This window comes from Candidatus Chromulinivorax destructor (genome assembly GCF_003366055.1).
Taxonomy (GTDB): Bacteria; Babelota; Babeliae; order Babelales; family Chromulinivoraceae; genus Chromulinivorax; species Chromulinivorax destructor.
Genome location: NZ_CP025544.1, coordinates 670,784 through 690,625, shown reverse-complemented (window position 1 = coordinate 690,625; position 19,842 = coordinate 670,784). Strand labels below are relative to the sequence as shown.

18 protein-coding genes are annotated in these 19,842 nt (G+C 32.5%); 8 read left to right on the top strand and 10 right to left on the bottom strand.

Annotated elements, in window-relative coordinates:
• Positions 1-22 precede the first annotated feature (22 nt).
• The 5 genes from rpmA to C0J27_RS03425 form a co-directional block, all read right to left on the bottom strand.
• Entirely contained in the window at positions 23-286 is a 264-nt protein-coding gene (gene rpmA, locus C0J27_RS03445) for a 50S ribosomal protein L27 (RefSeq protein WP_115585792.1), read from the bottom strand.
• A gap of 165 nt (positions 287-451) precedes the next feature.
• Positions 452-1,003, bottom strand: coding sequence for a hypothetical protein (locus C0J27_RS03440; RefSeq protein WP_115585791.1), 552 nt, complete (start codon positions 1,001-1,003; stop codon positions 452-454).
• 105 nt (positions 1,004-1,108) lie between these two features.
• On the bottom strand, positions 1,109-3,844 hold the full coding sequence (gene polA / locus C0J27_RS03435; RefSeq protein ID WP_115585790.1) for a DNA polymerase I: 2,736 nt from the start codon (positions 3,842-3,844) through the stop codon (positions 1,109-1,111).
• Positions 3,845-3,981: 137 nt separating this feature from the next.
• Positions 3,982-5,235 (bottom strand): ankyrin repeat domain-containing protein, encoded by a 1,254-nt coding sequence (locus tag C0J27_RS03430; protein WP_115585789.1) that lies wholly within the window; start codon positions 5,233-5,235, stop codon positions 3,982-3,984.
• A 133-nt stretch (positions 5,236-5,368) separates the two neighbouring features.
• Positions 5,369-6,199 carry an HhH-GPD family protein gene (locus C0J27_RS03425; RefSeq protein WP_162801775.1) on the bottom strand — a complete coding sequence of 277 codons (831 nt, stop codon included), beginning with the start codon at positions 6,197-6,199 and terminating at the stop codon, positions 5,369-5,371.
• Between the two features lie 209 nt (positions 6,200-6,408).
• Here C0J27_RS03425 and C0J27_RS03420 point away from each other — a divergent pair, with 209 nt between their 5' ends.
• The 6 genes from C0J27_RS03420 (at position 6,409) to C0J27_RS03400 (ending at position 12,073) form a co-directional block, all read left to right on the top strand.
• Positions 6,409-7,038: a hypothetical protein gene (locus C0J27_RS03420; RefSeq protein ID WP_115585787.1), complete on the top strand. Its 630-nt coding sequence runs from the start codon at positions 6,409-6,411 to the stop codon at positions 7,036-7,038.
• 30 nt (positions 7,039-7,068) lie between these two features.
• On the top strand, positions 7,069-8,361 hold the full coding sequence (locus C0J27_RS03415) for a hypothetical protein (protein ID WP_115585786.1): 1,293 nt from the start codon (positions 7,069-7,071) through the stop codon (positions 8,359-8,361).
• Between the two features lie 57 nt (positions 8,362-8,418).
• The gene (locus C0J27_RS05690; protein WP_162801774.1) at positions 8,419-8,562 is read left to right on the top strand and encodes a hypothetical protein; all 144 of its coding nucleotides are present in this window, start codon (positions 8,419-8,421) and stop codon (positions 8,560-8,562) included.
• Between the two features lie 98 nt (positions 8,563-8,660).
• Positions 8,661-10,616, top strand: a complete 1,956-nt coding sequence (gene priA, locus C0J27_RS03410) for a replication restart helicase PriA (protein ID WP_115585785.1) — start codon at positions 8,661-8,663, stop codon at positions 10,614-10,616.
• Between the two features lie 195 nt (positions 10,617-10,811).
• Positions 10,812-11,255, top strand: a complete 444-nt coding sequence (locus C0J27_RS03405; protein WP_115585784.1) for a hypothetical protein — start codon at positions 10,812-10,814, stop codon at positions 11,253-11,255.
• Positions 11,256-11,584: 329 nt separating this feature from the next.
• Positions 11,585-12,073, top strand: coding sequence for a hypothetical protein (locus C0J27_RS03400; RefSeq protein ID WP_115585783.1), 489 nt, complete (start codon positions 11,585-11,587; stop codon positions 12,071-12,073).
• A gap of 34 nt (positions 12,074-12,107) precedes the next feature.
• On the opposite strand, the gene orn is transcribed toward C0J27_RS03400, so the two are convergent.
• The 4 genes from orn to C0J27_RS03380 all read right to left on the bottom strand — a co-directional run bounded on the left by orn (position 12,108) and on the right by C0J27_RS03380 (position 15,494).
• On the bottom strand, positions 12,108-12,677 hold the full coding sequence (orn, locus tag C0J27_RS03395) for an oligoribonuclease (protein WP_252120561.1): 570 nt from the start codon (positions 12,675-12,677) through the stop codon (positions 12,108-12,110).
• Between the two features lie 51 nt (positions 12,678-12,728).
• Complete coding sequence (locus C0J27_RS03390) at positions 12,729-13,133, bottom strand: hypothetical protein (protein ID WP_115585782.1); 405 nt, start codon at positions 13,131-13,133, stop codon at positions 12,729-12,731.
• 145 nt (positions 13,134-13,278) lie between these two features.
• Positions 13,279-14,145 (bottom strand): ankyrin repeat domain-containing protein, encoded by an 867-nt coding sequence (locus tag C0J27_RS03385; RefSeq protein ID WP_162801773.1) that lies wholly within the window; start codon positions 14,143-14,145, stop codon positions 13,279-13,281.
• A gap of 284 nt (positions 14,146-14,429) precedes the next feature.
• Complete coding sequence (locus tag C0J27_RS03380) at positions 14,430-15,494, bottom strand: ankyrin repeat domain-containing protein (protein WP_115585780.1); 1,065 nt, start codon at positions 15,492-15,494, stop codon at positions 14,430-14,432.
• Positions 15,495-15,725: 231 nt separating this feature from the next.
• Here C0J27_RS03380 and C0J27_RS03375 point away from each other — a divergent pair, with 231 nt between their 5' ends.
• Complete coding sequence (locus C0J27_RS03375; protein ID WP_115585779.1) at positions 15,726-17,915, top strand: D-alanine--D-alanine ligase family protein; 2,190 nt, start codon at positions 15,726-15,728, stop codon at positions 17,913-17,915.
• 116 nt (positions 17,916-18,031) lie between these two features.
• Positions 18,032-18,556 carry a nucleoside triphosphate pyrophosphohydrolase gene (locus tag C0J27_RS03370; protein WP_115585778.1) on the top strand — a complete coding sequence of 175 codons (525 nt, stop codon included), beginning with the start codon at positions 18,032-18,034 and terminating at the stop codon, positions 18,554-18,556.
• Positions 18,557-18,849: 293 nt separating this feature from the next.
• Here the strand turns inward: C0J27_RS03370 and C0J27_RS03365 are convergent, their stop codons facing one another.
• Positions 18,850-19,518, bottom strand: a complete 669-nt coding sequence (locus tag C0J27_RS03365) for an ankyrin repeat domain-containing protein (RefSeq protein ID WP_162801772.1) — start codon at positions 19,516-19,518, stop codon at positions 18,850-18,852.
• Between the last annotated feature and the right edge of the window lie 324 nt (positions 19,519-19,842).

Below are 19,842 nucleotides of genomic sequence, written 5' to 3'. Positions count from 1 at the left end.
AATACAGAATTCGAGAAAAAATTTAGCTCACAAGATTACGTTGAACAGAAACGAAACTTCTATTCTTCTTACCTTTATGAAACTTAATAACACCTGCTGATAAAGCAAATAATGTATCATCTTTTCCACGCCCTACTAAAAGTCCTGGATGGAATTTTGTACCACGTTGACGAATTATAATTTGGCCTGCTAATACTTGTTGTCCACCATAAAGTTTGACACCAAGACGCTTACTGTGACTCTCACGGCCATTCGAGGTCGAACCGCCGGTTTTACTGGTTGCCATCGTTGCATCCTTTAAATTAAATTTCTGATTTATTGAACATTTATTATAGTAAAAAAACTATAGATTTCCTTTTTAATTGTGCCTGGTAACCAATCAAAAGTCAATCTATAAATTCAAAATTTAATACGATAAAAGAAGATGAATAGTCTCAATCTGAGGTGTGAATTATTGTCTGTATATGGTTTGTTCAGAAAGATCTTCAACTTTTTTAACCAGTTTTTCAATTAAGGTTTTATCCCAAGGAGTTGAGAATCGAACTTTTTGCAAAACAGCTTTAGTTTTTTTTATCATTTCTTGCTTTTGCTGAATATTTACAAAATTAAAAAACTCTACTTTATTATCAAGATTAAAAATAATTACCGCATTTTCTTGTAACTTAGCAACTGGAATTGCAACGACCTTTTCTTGATGCCTGTCAAAATAAGTTACTTTTTTAACTTGCTCTACAATACAATCGACAATGCGAGATACTCCTGCCGGAATAACATAATTACGCTGTTTATTACTTTTATCAACAAAAAATAGAGTCATTGGATTATCAAGATAGTTAACAAATAATTTTCGCTCTAACTTTACAGGCTCTTTTACAGCTTCTTTTTTAATAGCTTTTTTTGCTTGAACAACTACTTCAACCTGCTCTTCAGCTATAACCTCATCAGAACAGAATACAGGCGCCATCATTACAAGAACTGCAATGCTCATTACTACTTTTTTCATAATTCCCCCTTTTTAGAAAAATGCAACTTGTCATCAGTCTAACGTTTAAGGCTTTATAATATCAATAGATTAAGAGTCAAATTTAATTCAAATGAGTACAATGCTTTATTTTGTAATATCATGCCAGTTTAAACCTGTTTTAATTTGAACTGTCAACGGAATTTCCCATGAAACAACTGATTCTAAAGAGTCTTTAACAACTTGCGACACTTTATCAACCTCATCAGATGGCACAGAAAGTATAAGTTCGTCATGAATTTGTAAAAGAATTTTTGCTTGCAGGTTATGCTCAACAAGATTTTTTTCTAAATTAATCATGCCAATTTTAATAATTTCAGCTGCTGTTCCTTGAACAGGTGAATTGATTGCCATACGCTTTGCAAGGTCAAACAGTGTTCTGTTTTTTTCATAAATACCTGGAATATATCGCTTTCTGCCATACAAGGTGGTAACAAAGCCATGAGTTTTTGTAAATTCAATTGTTTCATCAATCCATTGGACAATGCCAGGATACTGCGCAAAATAGGTAGCAATATATTTTTCTGCATCCTTATAAGGAATCTCTAAACTTTTTGACAGTCCATACGATGTTAAGCCATATAAAATACTAAAGTTAATCGTCTTGCCAACTGTTCTTTGTGTAGAAGAAATCTGACTATCGTGCGTATCAAATATTTTTGCTGCAGTTTGTGTATGAATATCTTTATTAAGTCTAAATGCATCAAGAAGCGTTTCGTCCTTGCTCATATGGGCTAAAATTCTTAACTCAATTTGAGAATAATCGGCTGCAAGCAAAACATGTCCTGGCTCTGCCTGAAACGCAGATCGAATGTCCATAGGATAACCTAAGTCACCCGTTGGAATATTTTGCAAATTTGGATTTGAACTGGATAGACGACCAGTTGCAACTAAGGCCTGATTAAACGATGTATGAATTTTATGCGTCAATGAATTTATATAGGTTGGTAAACTCTCAATATAGGTGCTTTTTAACTTAAAAAGTTCACGATACTTTAAAATTAAACCCGGAACTGGATGTATTTTTGAAAGTGTATGCAAAACCTGGGCATCAGTTGAGTAGCCTGTTTTTTTTGCACTCTTTTTTTGTGTTGGTAAGTTCAGTTTGTCAAACAGCAACTCTTTAATTTGTTTTGGTGAATTAAGGTTGATTGGTTCATCAATATACTGGGCAATCTCAGCTTCTATCTTTATTAAATCTTGAGAAACCAAAGTGTCTAATGTTGCTAAAATTTTTGTATTACAATAAATGCCCTCAATTTGCATCGCTACTAAAATTTCATTAACAGGCATTTCAATGGTATTAAACAAAGATAATAGATTTTGCTTTTCAAGCTCAGCATAAAAAACATGGTATAATTTAAGTGTTTGGTGTGCATCGGCAGCTGCATAGCGAGTTGCAGCTTGCAGCGAAATACCTGCAAAATTAGAAACTTTAAACTCTTTAACCATCTCTTCGTACGTCAACATTGTTTCATCAAAATAAAATTCTGATAACGTTTTAAGCCCTTTTTTTTGCCAATCTTGTACAAGTAAGCTTGCTGCAATTAACGTATCAAAGGTTACACCTGCAAGAGGCAATCCTATTTGATGCAAGACAACTTGATCAAACTTTGCGTGATGTAAATATTTCTTAATAGTTCGATTAATAAACACTGGAGCAAGGTGCTCTTTAAGATCTTGTAATGGTAATTGCACTTCATCTGTTGTGTGACCAAAGGGAATGTAATAAGCTGTGCCAGGCTCTATTGCAATCGAAATACCAACACATTCATTAACCATAGGGTCAAGACCTGTTGTCTCGGTATCAATTGCAAATGCCCCTGCTGCTTCTATTTTTGCACACACATCAAGTAAACTATCTAGACTGGTAACAAGCTGAAAATTGTAGATATCATGTAAAAATTGAGGAGCTTGTTCAAATAAATTTTGCTGAGATGGATTTTTTTGCTCAACCTTCACACTTTTTTTCTCTATATCAGCAACTAACGTTTTAAACTCCAATGTTTTGAGTAAAGGAATTGTTAGCTCCCAGTTAGCTTCATCAAACTGAGTATCATCTAATGTCGTTGCAACATCATAATTACGAAGCGTAAAAAGATCTAAACTGAGATAGGCATTATCTTTTTGCGCAAGCAAGAGTTCTTTCGTGCGTGCCTTAGTAACTTTATCTATATTTGCATACAAATCATCAAGGCTATCAAATTGGATAACTAAATCTGTTGCACCTTTTTTACCAATACCTTTAACACCAGGAATGTTATCTGAGGCGTCGCCTAACAACGAAAAATAAAATGGTAATTTTGATAACGGAAATCCGTACTGTGTAACTAACTGTTCTTCGTTGACAACTTTTTCTTTAAACGCATCAAATATTTTAATCGCATCATTCGTAACGATTTGCGCTAAATCTTTATCACCAGAGACAATCATAATCTGGCAACCAAGATCGTTAAATTTTTTAGCAAGCGAACCAATTAAATCATCGGCCTCAATACCAACTTGTGATAGTTGCGCCATTTTAATTTGGGTAAGAAACTGCAATATTAACTCTTTTTGTTCAAAAAGATCTACTGGCGGTGCTTGACGAGTTGCTTTGTATTCAGGAAAAATTTCATGGCGTACGTTCTTGCCTTTGCTATCCCACACTACGACAATATGCTCCACATTAAAGTCTTTTATTATCTTACGAATCATCCGACAAAAGCTATAAACTGCTTGCACCGATACTCCTTGCGACGTTTGCAAAGGACGCATACCATAATATGCTCGGTATAAAAATGATGATCCATCAATAATAAAAACTGGTGATTGTGTAGGCATAGCTATAATTTTTTCGTAAACAATAAAGCTTTTTAATATGAAATAACGATACCATAGTTACAAAAAATCGCATCTGATTTTTATATCAGATGCAAATATATAAAATTAATTATGAACATTATAAAACTTTTAAATGTTTAAGAAACTTCGCTTCTTTTTCTTTTTTTATTTTGTGCTTTATCAAATATGTTTTTCATTTCAGGTGTAGTTGCAAAATCTTTAGCAGTTCTGCCTAGACTGTCTTGCGCTCTAAGATCTGCCCCAAAATCAATTAAAAGCTGCGCAATTTCTATAAAATTCTTACGTGATGCAATATGCAATGGAGCTAAGTCTTGAGATTTTTTATTAACACCAGCTCTACCTTGAATTAACTTTTTTACTACATCTTTGTTATTGCATAAAACAGCCATACATAATGGTGTATAGCCATCAAGATTTCTTGTATTGAGATTTGCTCCTGCTTTAATCAGCATATCTACAATTTCTAGTCGGTTTTGGACAGCCGCTTCCATTAAAGGTGTCCCTCTATTGTCTTGAATCGTTAAATCAGCTTTCGCCTGTATAAGCTCTTGAATGATTTGAGGTCTATTTTTTATAACAGCTATACATAAAGGAGTTCTGCCAAGCTTATCTTGAAGATCAAGTTTAATTGCTGGTTCATGAATAAACGCATAGGCTATTTCATTATACCCTTTATCTACAGCATCATGCAGAAAAGTAAATCCATACTCATCTTGCTCATTCAACTCTGCTCCACCCTTAACAAGCAGCTTTGCTGATTGAAAATCATTATGAGTAACAGCCCAAAACAATGGTGTGTCACCATTGATATCTTTTATGTTAATATTTACCTTTGCATCCACAAGTATTTGTAATATGTCTGTTCGCCGTTTAAAAACAATATTACTTAAATTATCATACTGATTAGAATATTTACTCTTGGCCCACTCTTTAAGCCATTGATACATAGAATATTTTATAAAATCAGAATCTTGATGATTCACTACATATAAAAAAATAGGATCTTTAATTTCAGCTAAACTATTGTTAAAAAAAAGAACTTCTCTTGATAAAGTTGATAAAAAAGGCTCTTTCATTGTGTCACAAACTAGCTCTTGGGCTTGTGTTATAACGTCTCCAAAATTTGCATCTTGACTCTGGCTATCTGTATCTTGAACTAAATTTTTTAATAAATAATCATAAAAAGATATCGAAATAAGTTGTTGCTCCTGTAGAAAATCAAAAGCATCATTTTCTTTTTTATAATGATCAATATAAGTAAAAATCAAATTTTGAATCGAATTTTTATCTTGAATTTCTTGAGTTATAGTTACTGGTATGTAAAAGCAATAAAGCATGATAGCAATATACAATTTTAAATTTTTAATCATTTTTCCACCTAAAAATATTTTTATTACTTCTTATGTATAAGTATATTAAATATTTCAGATAGGAAACAATTAAAGTTTACTAAACATTTACAAAATAAAGCATGCCAAACTATTTGATTCGATATTTACCGTGCTATAAAGATATAACGCCACGTTGATTATAAATAACTTTTTCATCAATAAGATCTTGTATAATTTTATAGCGATCATGTTTGTTTTCAGGTAACTGAAAATCCAATAATTCAACAAGAGTTGCTTGATCAACTTGCTTTAACTCTGTTAATATTTTAATAATAGCACCACGAACTTGGCGTTTTGAACCTTCAAACTTTGATTGTTTGGTATAATGTTTACTTGCAGCATTAATGCGTGGCAAATTTTGCTTAAGATGAACTCCATAATCCATCAAGGCATAATACCACTCTCGAGCATTATTTTGATCAATTGTTTGTGCTATTAACGGTAATAATTGCTTGTCGCTAATTTCCGATTGTCCTTGAAAAAAAGTATGCGTGTAGACTGTGCGAATATTGGTTTCGATAAACATAATTGGATTATTAAAAGCAAAGGCGCAAATAGAGCCTGCTGTGTTTGGCCCAATTGCAGGAAATGTTTGCAGTACAACTGGATCATTTGGTAGCTGTCCGTTATATTCATCGACAACGATTTGAGCTATTTTTAAAAGAGCAAGCCCTCTTCGATTGTAACCAAGGCCTTGCCATGCAGTTAAAACATCATAAGTTGATGCTTGAGCTAAAGTCAGAAAATCGGGAAATTTTTGTAACCAATTTTCAAATTTAGGAACTACACGTGCCGTTTGTGTTTGCTGTAACATAACTTCTGAAATTACAATTCTATACGGAGTAACATCCTGTCGCCATATAAAATCACGACGATTGGCAGCGTAATAATCATAAATTAAAGATTGAAATTGTGATACTTGATCAAGTGTAAGTTTTTCCATAAGCCTTTTTGTTGAATGTATAAAATACAAGTATATCACAGCCATTTTTATAAAAAAATTATTCAATCAAAAAAATATTCCTGCCTACAATAAAAATGACTCTCTACATAGTGATGCACGATTTTTATATGAATTCGTATTACTTTTTTTATTTCTGCTATAATTTAAAATAATAGTAATGTACGACATCAATACATTTTGGAACATTTATGAAATCTTTTATTTTTGGATTTTTAATCTCCTGCTTTTCATTAACCATCTGTTATAATCAAGATGATTTTTTAAGTAAAAACCCTTTTCAAGCATTCATGCAAGCAGACAAAAATAATTTAGAAAATTATGATGTCATGTCATCTATTTTTGCAAGCACCGATTTGTCTGTTGACAAACTCTTATCTGCAATACGAGTTGACCTCATTCGATGCAGAAGGTACATGAGAGTGAATGATAAAAAGTCAGAAGAACAGTTACAAGTCGTTCCTGAACTACGATCATTTTTGCAATATATTAAAACTCATAAACACTGCTACAATGCAATGCAGCTTCATGCAGAAATTCAACAACGATATGCTTTAGCTTTTGATAATCCAAGCATTGTCCAATGCATTCACACAACTCCAGAGCTTTATGGAATATCTAAAAAATTAAAACAAAAATGCAAAGCATACTTTAATCAAGTCGTTAAAGATTTAGCTAAAATTGATAAATTTGAAGATTATCTTCACGCAGATCACAGTGAACTAAAAGCTCGTAATTATGTTTTAAAAATTGAACTCATTAAACTTCGTAATTCGATTTATCATGATAATATTTATAAATATGAAACAAGTTATTTTTAATAACATTTACCCTTTAAAAAGAAATGCTTTATGATCTCAGTTAAAAAAACAATTGCATGTATTCTCATATGTTTTCATGGAATAACTCATGCAAATAATGATGAAATTCTACAAGGAATTATTCTTACAGGAATTGCCGTAACAGGAATTGTTGTTGCAGGAAAAATAACTTATGAATTAACTTCACAATATCAAAAAGAAGTTGAAAAAAATTGCATAACAGCACAAGCTTTGTTGTTAAAAACTGATAAATACACACAAATAAATACTCATGATTCTTCGTACAGAACTCAAGAAAAATCTTTAGCATATATCTATCAACAACTCCGTACTGGTAATAATACAGATAGCCTGACAATTTATCTTGAAAGAGAAGTACAAGAACTACAAGCAGTGCAAACAAAATTTTTATCAATTTATTCACAAAACAAAGAAATAACCAATCTTCAAAAAGAAATTTCATTACGATTAAATATTTGTCTAAGCCTTTTAGCTGTAATTGAACAACACGCATCATACTTTAAACTTTACGATATGCATAACACCTATAGAGAAATGCCAACGTATCAAAATAAAGTTATAGAATGGATCATCATGCAAAGCGGCAACTCGTTATATCCTATTTTGGATTATAAAGAAAAAGCAGCTCGCGATATAGCTTATATAGATAATTGTAACATCTCAGCTTACCCTGACCTAACAAACAAAATTCAAAGCACAAAAAAAGAAATTCAAAGGTCGCTTGCACTTGTCTACGCATCTGACAAAGCAACCATAGAAATTCAAAATAAAAAACAAAATGAAATGCAACAAGCTGAGATACAAGCGATCGAACATAAAAATAGCATTGCATTGCGTGGTTTAAAAGCTCAAGAACAGGTAGCTCGAGATCAAGCAGAAATCGCTGCAAACACAAGAAGTATTAGAGAATTAGAACGAAAAAAAGTTGAAGAGATTTCACGGCAAAATCATCTTCTGGCTATTCGTTATCCAATTGATCAAGAAAATAATAGACTTCAAGCTGAAAAAAATCGCTTACAATCTGAAAAAAACAGATTATTATCTGAACAAAATCAAATTAATTTACTGATTGCTGAAAATAGACGTCGAGAAATTGCAGCTCTTGAAGTTCAAAATCAATTACAATCAGAGCGTAACCAAAGAGAGCAAGAGCGTCGTAATCCATCACGTGTATACACTCAAGCAAATGTTGTCCCTTCAGCGCCGCCAGCAGAAAATGAATCTACTAACATTCCACTTGCTCGTCCATATTCAGGTGGCAATCTTCCACAAGCAACTGCTGTATACCCAAAAAATAGTTAATTAATACATACATACCAGATTTAAAAAGCTCACTCTTATGAAAAAATATCTCTTGCCTTGCTTGTCTGTCTATCTCATTGTACTCCATCACAAACTCAAGATAGAAATGATCTCTTTGGTGTAACCATACTTGTAGCTGCCACTGCAGTTTCAGGGGTAGCTTTATGGCGCATAACAGCTCAATTAGTTCACACAGCCTAGTAAGACAAATTAAAAAGCTGTATACAAAGAGACGGTATAGATCTGTTCTTCTACCCATAAAAATTTGTTTTTACAAAACTTAAAATATAGAAAAAATTATGTACATAACAGTTCGCCTCCTGAATAACTTTGCTAAAGAACTTACCTATGCTGTACCAGCAGATCTTTGTAGTTCTATAGCACAAGGTGCCATGGTACAAGTTCCTTTACAAAAAAGGCTTGAGGCTGCAATTGTTGTATGCATTAATGATCCAGGTATTACCTATCCTTTTAAGATTCGACCAATCGATTCAATTTATCCTTTTCCTGCTGATACAACCTATCATCAATTTGCAGCTCAAATAAGCTCTTTTCATCAAATTGATCCTTTGTATATTCTCAAGCGTGTAAAAAACTTTTTAGCAGAAAAAGAAGATGAAGACGAGCTTGAACTCAAGCTTCCAGAATATGAAAAAATTAAAGAAGTTGTGCTCACTGATGAGCAAGAAGCTGCATACCAAGCAGTTGCAAAAGATATCAAGGATAAAATATACCAGGCAACTGTTTTACATGGAGTTACCGGCTCAGGGAAAACTGAAGTTTACAAAAAATTAATCGCATCAGTTCTTGCGGCTGATAAAAGCGCCATGCTTTTATTGCCCGAAGTTTCACTTGCTGTTCAATTTGAAAAACTACTGCAAGCTCAGATGCCAAATATTGAAATCTTTGGATTTCACTCAGCTACGACAGTCAAACAAAAACGAATTTTATGGCAAGCATTATTATCGAACAAACCATGTCTTATTATTGGGGTGCATTTACCAATATTTTTACCCATTGCAAACCTTGGGATTATTATTGTTGATGAAGAACATGATGCTGGCTATCAAGAAAAAAACCATCCAAAAATTCATAGTCGAAATGCTGCCCTACTCAAAGCTTCGTTATTAAAAATTCCTGTTTTGCTTGGTTCTGCAACACCATCGATTTCATCCTTATTCAATGTAGAATCAAAAAAATGGCGTCTCTTAACCCTAAAAAATAGGTTTGCGGGCCAATTTCCTTCAGTCCAAGTTGTTGCATTATCAGATAAAAAAGAACGTAAAAATTTTTGGATTAGCTCACAATTATACAGTGCAATTCAGCACCAATTAGTAAAAAAAGAACAGACTATTATTTTTCTTAACCGACGCGGTTTTAGCTTTTTTGTGCAATGCACAGGTTGCACATTTATATTTTCTTGCAATAACTGCTCAGTCAGCTTAACGCTGCATGAAGATGGTCGGCTGATCTGCCATTATTGTAACTTTGTATTACCATCGTACGAAATTTGCCCCGACTGTAAGGGTAAAGAATTCCTCAATAAAGGTATCGGGACACAACAAGTTCTAGCTATTTTGCAACGATTATTTCCGACTGCTGTTATTGAACGTGCTGACCTTGATACAACTTCAAAGAAAAAAGTTTGGCAACAAACATTACAAAATTTTTATGATAAAAAAATAGATATTTTAGTTGGAACACAATCGATATCAAAAGGCTATCATTTCCCTCACGTGACACTGGTAGGTATTTTATGGGCAGACGTCAACCTACACTTTCCTATGTACAATGCTGCAGAAACAACTTTACAGCAACTCATTCAAGTCGCTGGAAGAGCTGGTCGACAATCAAACGAAAGTCGTGTTATCGTACAAACAATGACCCCGCATGCATTGTTTAATTTTATTAACGAGCAAGACTATCTGAAATTTTATACTAGCGAAATTATTAAACGACAAGAAGTTGGCTACCCGCCAGCAAAACATATTGCAGAAATCGAAATCCGTCACAACTCTCAACAAATTGTGGAGCAAGATGCTCAAGCGATCGTTGATCAATTGATTGATTTAGCAGGAGAAGAAGTTATGGTACTTGGCCCTGTCCCTGCAGTCATCTATCGTGTACAAAGAACTTTTTGCCAAAAAATATTTTTAAAAAGCATGAGTCGCGGCATGATGATGCAACTGTTTTCACAGCTCAAAAAAACTCCCTACGCATCATCACTATTTTTTACTATTGATCCAGTTGCTTAAGACTTGAATTTGCACTAAACCAACAGTATACTTTTCTATTATGCAAATTTTTATTTATTAGGACAGCAAGCTTTATGAAAAAAACATGAGCTTATGTCTACTCATTACACGAAATACCATAATGAGGATACCCTGTGCATATTTAAATATTTACATACATCTTATTTTTAAATTTACTATGATGCGACAAGAACTATGACCCAATTTCATACAAGAATAATTTTCTTACTAAGCTTTTCTTTTCAAATTTCAAGTTCTGTTGAAATACTTCAGCCAGGACAAAGTATTCAATTCAATGAAATTAAAGGCTCTTGCGTGCACCAAGTAACTGTGCGATATACCAGCAATAATCCAGATAGCTACGTACAATATGAACATAATAATCAGAGACAATCAAGGCAAGCTGTAGTAACTGCTGTCAATGTTTGCTTAGCTCCTGACAGGCTATCTACAACAGTAATAGAAGTAGGTCAAGACTTACTGTCTAGCAATTCTCATCAGAATCATACATTGCAACTAAATAACAGTTCAAGAGCAAGCGTTATACCTATTCAAGCTTGCAATCAAGCTCATACCCAAGAGCAAATTAACTCTTCTTTTTTTACAAGCTGTTTTTGCTGTTTTGGTTCTACAGACTAAAAATGTATTGATAATCACAACCTCTTTGTTTCTTGCCAACTACGAGGCTGTGTAAACCAAATTTAAAAATCAAGATACAATCTTGCTCATTTGCCAAAATATTGGTGGCGGCCACTTTACGCTTTTTCTATCTCAAGAAAGAATTCATTAAGCAAACCGGCTAGCAAATTCTCAAAGTTTTCATAGAAAACATAGAACAAAACTCTCTTGTAAAGATTTGGTTCACAGAACCTAGCTTTTCAGGAGTCTGGTTGTATATAATTACAAATATATAATACAAAAAATTCATAAAAAAATTACAGGCAGATTCTTAATCTTAAAGGGTATGTATGAAAAAAATTATGATTTTAATATTTTCATGTATGGTTAACACATTTTTAAATGCATCATACCAGCAATATTACCAGCCTGCGCAAATACAACAAAATCAAATTCAATACTACTATCCCCAACAGCGTTACTACAGACAGCATGTAGTAAACTACACAACAATTATGCATGTCAATGCACAACAAAGACAAAGTACATTATATAATTGCTATCCAGGACAACAGCAAGTTGAAAGTCATGCAAGAGTGCGCCCACGAATTACACAAGCAACACATGTTCGACGCGCAAACTCAGAAAATCTGCATAATGCAATCCCCGTAATAGCATTACCCTTTGATGAAGAACCATCAAGAATTGGAAGTGGCCAAGCTCATAATACACCACATCAACCTTCACCAGAAACACTCAATCAAGAAGAGCCACCATTGGTACAAAGCACACAAAATATTATGCAGTGCTTGTTATCATGCTGTTGTCATAGAAGTTAAAAAGAAAACCTTGGATAAATCCAAGGCTTTCTTTTTAACAAATTTTGTTATTTTCATCTGAGAGTTTAAAGAAATTTTCTTTATAACACTTCAGTTCACCAATTGATTCTTTAATATCATCAAGCGCACGGTGAGTTTCAAGTTTTTTAAATAGCTTATATTTTTTAGTCCATCGATTGATCACTAATTTAATTGAACTCACGTCAAGAATTCTATAATGAAAAAATTTTGCTAGGTCAGGCATATGTTGTTGTATAAAAAGTTTATCTTGCCATACTGAATTGCCACACATAGGGGTAGAATTTTCATCACAATGTTCATATAAAAATTCTAAGGTTAGCTGTTCTGCTTCTTCTAAAGATACTTCTGATTCTTGTACAGCTTTAACTAAACCAGTTTTATTATGCTGAATCTGACACCATTCATTCATTTCAGCCAAAACTTCATTAGGCTGATAAATAACAAGATTTGGACCTTCGGCAATAATATTTAATTCATCGTCAGTAACAATTGTTGCAATTTCAAGAATTTTATCTTTTACCGGATCAAGACCTGTCATTTCAAGATCAATCCAAATAAGCCTGTTATTATTATGTTGTAGCACTATAAACCTTTTTTAATTACGTCTATCTATTAGTTTTTATTATTTTTTAAATTATTTAGTGTCTATGTCATCAATTTCAAATAAACATTCTTCACCTGAATCAAGATCTTGAGATGTTTGAGAATGATCAGATACTTCACTTTCACAATCACTTTCATGATCATTAGAGGTTTTTTTAAAATTTATTTTTTCAACTTCAAGCTCCTGTTCTTTTAGATTCATTTTTTGACAAAGACTTTGCAACGGACTATAACATTTTTTTGGATCTTTATAAGAATAAGCATGCCTGTTTGGATCTGGATGCGGGATATAAAGCTGCTCTAATATTGCATGCTGTTGAGGACAACTATGACTTCTTTGTTTTAAAGAATCACGCGCTATATTTTGCTCTGCACAAAATAAAATTATTGGTAAAAAAATTACTAAAATGAAAAGATGCTTTTTTTTTATTTGCATATGACTTACGATCTAAAAAATTATAAATGAATAATGTGATATTGAATTTTATTATTTAATTGTAACATGTCAAATTGAGATTGGCAAAACTACCAATAACAAAAACTATCACATTGCAAACAGAGTATCTTTATTATCATCAATCTCAATCTTTTTTTATTTTATATGATCTTGTATAAGTAGCGTCTTTGTATTCATCATTTTTTAATTTTGCTTGTTTAAATATCTTTATTATTTCAGTATTAGCTTGAGAAGTTGCATACATTAATGGAGTCAATCCTGAAGAGTTTTTAAAATTTATATTAACATGAGCATCAAGCATGGTTCTTACGATACGAGAGTTTTTAAATCGAATAGCTGTCATTAAAACTGAATTGCATGTTTTACTTGTATACATATTAGTTTCAAGTAATAAACTTACTATTTTAGGATAATTATAAAGAGCTGCAATTCCTAACAGCCTTTCGACTGCATCTAAAGAAAACCGAGATATTCTTGCTGCATCTGATTTTAATAATATTCCCAACATTGTTGGATTATTACCTAAAACTGGGATAGCTAAAATATCTTCATTCAAGCTTACACCTGCATCAAGTAACATATGTACAACTTGACTGTTTTTTCTCATAACTGCAAAAAATAATGGATTAGAATAATAACTATTACTATATAGGTCTACATGAGCTTTTGTAAGCATATCTAAAATATCTATACGCTCAAAACTTACAACATTTACGATATTATAGTGACCAATTTCTTTTGTATATGCCCATTCTTGTAACCATTGCCACATAGAGTCTTTTATGAAATCATCTTGATAATTTACTACCAATTGAAAGACAGGATCTTGAATTTCATCTAAATTTTTTTTCTGCAACAAAGCCTCTGTCATGCCTTGCATAAACCTATTTTTTATTTTGTGAGCAATAACATCATGGGCCCCGTTTGCAACTTCATTAATACTTAATAATTGATCCCTATGTTGGCTATCATCAAACTGTATATACTGCAAAAAACAGTCATATTCTGAGCTGCATACTATAATGGAGAAAAAACTAAATAAAACGGTAAAGATAAGATTTTTTATTTGCATATGATTTACAATCTAAAATTTTAAAAATGGATAATTACTTTTAGAATAAAAGACAATTTAATATTAATCTTCTCTTGTTTAATTGTAACACGCCAAACCTTAATTGGCAAAACAACTACAAAACCTAAAAACTATCTTCATCTTAAAATTATCATTCACGCAACTAGCAAAATATTATACTAAATAATTTACCCATGTTTATCTTAATTGGCATGTAATAATATCTCTTGTATTTTTTTATAATCTCTTTGAACTGCAAAATCTAATGCCGTCTTATTATCAATAGTTTTAACATCTTTATCAGCTCCAACCTTAAGTAATTTTTTTACTATTCCTGTACGACCCTTTTGAACTGCAGCCATTAATGCAGTCTCATTTTTAAGACTTTTAATATCTTTATCAGCTCCAGCCTTAAGTAATATATTTACCATTTCTTTATGACCTGCTTGAGCTGCAATCATGAGAGCTGTACAATGATGTACATCAAGGCTATTTATATCCACCCCATTATTCACTAAAATACGCACAGTTTCTTCATGACCTGCTTGAGATGCAAGCATTAATGCCGTAACATCATAAGCACATGTAATGTTTTTATTTGCTCCAGCTTCAAGTAACATTTTGACACATTTTTCTTTTCCTTTTTCTGCTGCTAATATTAATACTGTATATTTATCGTGATCATCTTGAATATTTAAATCTGCATGCGCTGTAATCAACATCTGCAAAATATCTTGGCGATCAAAGAATACTGTTATGAAAAGATTCATTTTTTTACGGACAGGTACACCTTCATAAAAGCTTATTTTATTTTTTAATGTTGCCCATTGCCCTAACCATTCATACATAAGATATTTTATAAAATCATAATCTTGATGATTTATCACAAATTGAAAAACAGGATCTTGAACTTCATGTAACTTTTTTTGCTGCAATAATGCCTCCGTCATCCCTTGCATAAATCTATCTTTTATTTTTTCAGCAATAAGATCATGCGCTCCTTGCACAACTTCATCAAAGTTTGGCATTTGATCTTCATGATCACTATCATTAAATTCTGTATGTTCTAAAAAATAATCATACAATGATTGCTGTGTCAATTTTTGTTTTTGTAAGAATTTAAATACTTCATTTTCAGCTTTGTAATCATGCTCTGCATAACGTTCAAGATCTTCCTGAAATGAAGTTGATTTTACTTCATGTTCTACGGAAAAAAGGTTTGAAGTAAAAACAAAACTAAGCACAGCTAACATTTTTAGATATTTCATAAGATTATTTATTTCATAATAAAAATTTAAACACTTTCAACAAAGATATAAATATTTACAAACAGAAATCAACAGATGCTCAAAACAATAGAAATAAGGAACATTTAACTTTTTAGAAAAATTCTTAAAAATGTGTATAAATATCATCTATATTTTGAGATAAATAAATAAAAGCAGTAAACTAAAAGAATAACTAAACAATAAATCTTCATTAGAATAAGGATCTACGTCATGCTAAAAGTTGGAGTTTTGATGGGAGGAATGTCCATTGAACGCGAAGTTTCTTTTAACTCAGGGCGAACAATTTGTGATCATTTAGATGCAGATTTATTCCAAGTTATTCCACTTTTTCAATCAGTCGATGGTAAGTTATACATTTTACCGTGGACCTTTTTATACCGTGGCAAAATAGCTGATTTTCAAGCACGATTAACAACGCAAGCTCAACAAGTCAGCTGGGATGAACTGCCTCATCTTGTTGATTTTATGTATATTGCTGTCCATGGAAAATATGGCGAAGATGGTAGATTACAAGCTATGCTTGAGCTTTTAAACATTCCTTATTTAGGCTCAAAAAAACTTGCAAGCGCCCTTGGCATGAACAAGCAGCTGCACAATGAATTTTTAAGAGCACAACAAATTGATGTTCCGGCTGGTTTTTGTATATCTGTTAGTCAAATTAAAAATTACAACAGTTCAGTTATTGAAAAACAATTAATAGATCATAACTTACAATTTCCCTTGATTGTAAAACCATCTCACGAAGGCTCAAGTTTTGGAGTTTTTGTTGTTAAGCAACTACAAGATCTACAAAAAGCTGTTGAGACTGCATGCTTTATTAGCTGCAGTAAAGGCCAATCAGTCATGATTGAAGAAAAAGTTCATGGCATGGAATTTACCTGCATTATTATTACGGACAACACAACTGGTGAATTGGTAGCACTTCCTCCAACAGAAGTCTTAATTTCAAAAGGCTCTGAATATTTTGATTACCAGCAAAAATATATGCCAGGTGCAGTTCATGAAAAAACTCCAGCTCGATGCTCAGATTCGTTAATAAAAAAAATTCAAGAAACCTGTAAAGCTGCTATGAAAATTATCGGTTTTACTAACCTAGCGCGCATTGATGGATTTTTAACCCCAGATGAACGTGTAGTAATTATTGATAGCAATCCTCTTTCTGGTATGGGGCCTGCAACGTTTTTATTTCGCCAAGCAGCAGAAGTTAATATTGGCCACACAGAATTAATTAACCACCTGATTAAAACAGAATTAAAAAGTTATGATATGGAAAAAGCAGCAGAAAAACAAACTTCTACAAACCTTAAAAAACTTCGTGTTGGAGTTTTGTTTGGTGGGCCAAGCAATGAAAAAGAGATTTCTTTAGAGTCTGGACGCAACGTAATTTATAAACTATCAACAAAAAAATATGAAATAGTACCTCTGTTTGTATCAAGTGATGTTAAACTCAATATCATCGACAATCGTTTACTTGTATGCCATTCAACAAGAGAAATTGAAGAAAACTTAGACACATCGCAGCAAATTGGCTGGTCAGATTTAGCAACTCATATTGATTTTGCATTTATAGCATTGCATGGCGGCCCTGGTGAAGATGGGACTATTCAAGGCGCTCTTGAGATGCTGCAAATTCCTTATAATGGTTCAGGTGTTTTTACCAGCAGCTTATGTATGGATAAATTTAAAACTACGAATTTTTTAAGCTCTCAAGGTTTTCATGTTCCAAAATCATTGCTCCTGTCATATGATACATGGGCACAGAAAGATGAGAGCTTAGAGATATTTTTACAATCTATTGGCTATCCTTGCATAATTAAACCCCATGACGATGGTTGCAGTGTGATGGTTTCTGCTCCAAAAAATCGTGAAGAAGTTGAAATAGCGCTGCAAGAGCTTTTTATGCAAAAAAAATATGCCCTCATTGAAGAGTTAATTACCGGCATGGAATTGACTGTTGGGGTGCTTGGCAATGAGAATCCTCAAGCTTTAATGCCAAGCCAAACTGTCGTGAAAGGTGCATTGTTATCGCTAGAAGAAAAATTTTTACCCGGTGCAGGCGAAAACCAAACCCCAGCTTTACTACCAGAAACTGATTTAGCTTTTGTAAGAAAAGAGATCCAAGCAATGTTTCAAGCTGTCGATGGTCGTGGATACGCTCGAATTGACTGCTTTTTTCAAACAGCTCAGCAATCACCAACAGGCCAGCGCCGTGTTATTTTAATAGAAATTAACACACTTCCAGGTCTAACGCCTGCAACTTGTATATTCCATCAAGCTGCCGAAGATGGCATGCGACCGATGGAATTTATCGATAAAATTATAGAGCTAGGATTACAGGAACATGAAAAATCTGCATCTGTTTGTGTAGACAAAGCTTTAGAAATACAGCAATCGTTATAAATAAAAAAGTTTCTCAATTGACAAGCCAGGTTGAATTTAAAAACCTACCTGGCATACATTTTTCGCTAAAAATTAAAATATAACCCAATCTACAATTTTTCTAAACAGGGAATCTTATGAACTTTAAAACAATCTTTAACTCAATACTCATTTTAGTTCCACTACTACTTTGTAATATTTTCATGTATAAAAAAGTAAAACAGTTACAAACTACAACAGAAGAAACTGCATCAATTGTACCGCGACGTAAATTTATTCACAATAAATTATGGAGAGATAATGCTATTGAACAACTAGAAGAACGCCATGGTGACATTATTCATCGTGTTATTTTAGATGACCAAGCGTATAATAATCAACTTGGTTTAAAGTTAATTGAAGAAGCTGGCGAAGTTCATACAGCTAAAAACAAAGAAGAGCTGAGTAGCGAAGTTGGCGATGTTTTAGAAGTTGTTGATTGCATTATAGCTTTACACAACTTATCACGAGAAGAAATTGAACAGTCTCGCAATAAAAAAAGAAATGATCGCGGAAGTTATTTAGAGCGTAAGTTTGTAACAACAACAGAATCTATTCCAGGCAGTTTCTTAGATGTTTATTGTTCAAAAGATCCTGATAAATATACATTAATTGTAGAATAAATTTTTAAAAGTCTCGATTTAAGAATAGGGTATATATAACTTAGGTATATATACCCTATTTATTTATATGTTGATTCTAACGACCTGTATATACTTTCATTTATCAAAAAAATTAATACTTTAACTCTTTTTACAAACCTCTATTTTATTGCTCACAATAAAGCAGTATAACCATCATGAGAATTAATTTCTTTATTTGCACATTTTTCAAACAAATTTTCATTTGCATAACAGCAAGCAAACATTAAAGCTGTATAACTATATTTATTTTAAATATTAACAATTTTATTTAATTAACTAAAAAAATTATACCAATGTTTTGATTGAGCTTCTTTTAAAAGCTCAGCGATTTCTGTATTGCCTTGAAATTGGGCAAGCCTGAAAGCTGTCCATCCTCCATTATCTTGCAACAAAGCATCTGCACCATGCTTGAGTAATAATGCAACTGCTTCATGCAAATTTAAATTCGCAGCAACCATTAAAGCAGTAAAGCCACAATTATCTTGTGCGTTAACATTTGAATCTTCTTGGGCAAGTATACTCATGATTGGTTGGTTATTGTTCTCAACTGCTACCATCAACGCTGTTGACCCAAATGAATTTTGAAGCGTAAGATCAGCATGCTCACCGATTAAAAATTGAACTGCTTGAAGCTGACGTTTATACACAGCGTGAAGTATAGCTGTATTACCTGCGTGATCCTGAAGATTAATATGAGCACCCAGCTTTATCAAAAATTGCATGGCTTCAAGTTGTCCGTGAGCAGCTGCACGCATAAAAGCTGTTAAGCCTAACTCATCTTGAATATTTATATCAATCTCTTGTTCTTGAATATATTGGTCAATCATGTCTATATCACCTTTCAAGACCGCTTGCATACATGCTTTGTGCAAACTTTCTGCTGCTTGAAAATTTGTACCAGAGTAAAGTAATAGAGCGCATACAGTCATTAAATTTTTCATACTATCCCTTTTATAGTTTTTGATGCATACACTTTTTGTCATCATTTTATCAGATTCACGATATCGCACAATGATCAATAGATGATAGTTTTAAAGTGAGAATATAGTAGCCCTTCTTTCATCATAATATTGACAATCTGAAACAAAATAAATTAAAATCAATGTATACTTATTATATTAAGTACAAAGTATAGATATAAAATAAATTTTTTATATCATGCTTTTTTTGATTACAATTTTTTTATTTTTACAACGATCTTAAAAGTCTTTATAATAAGCATTATTTTAATAAAATATAAAAAATTTATATAAAAAATATATATA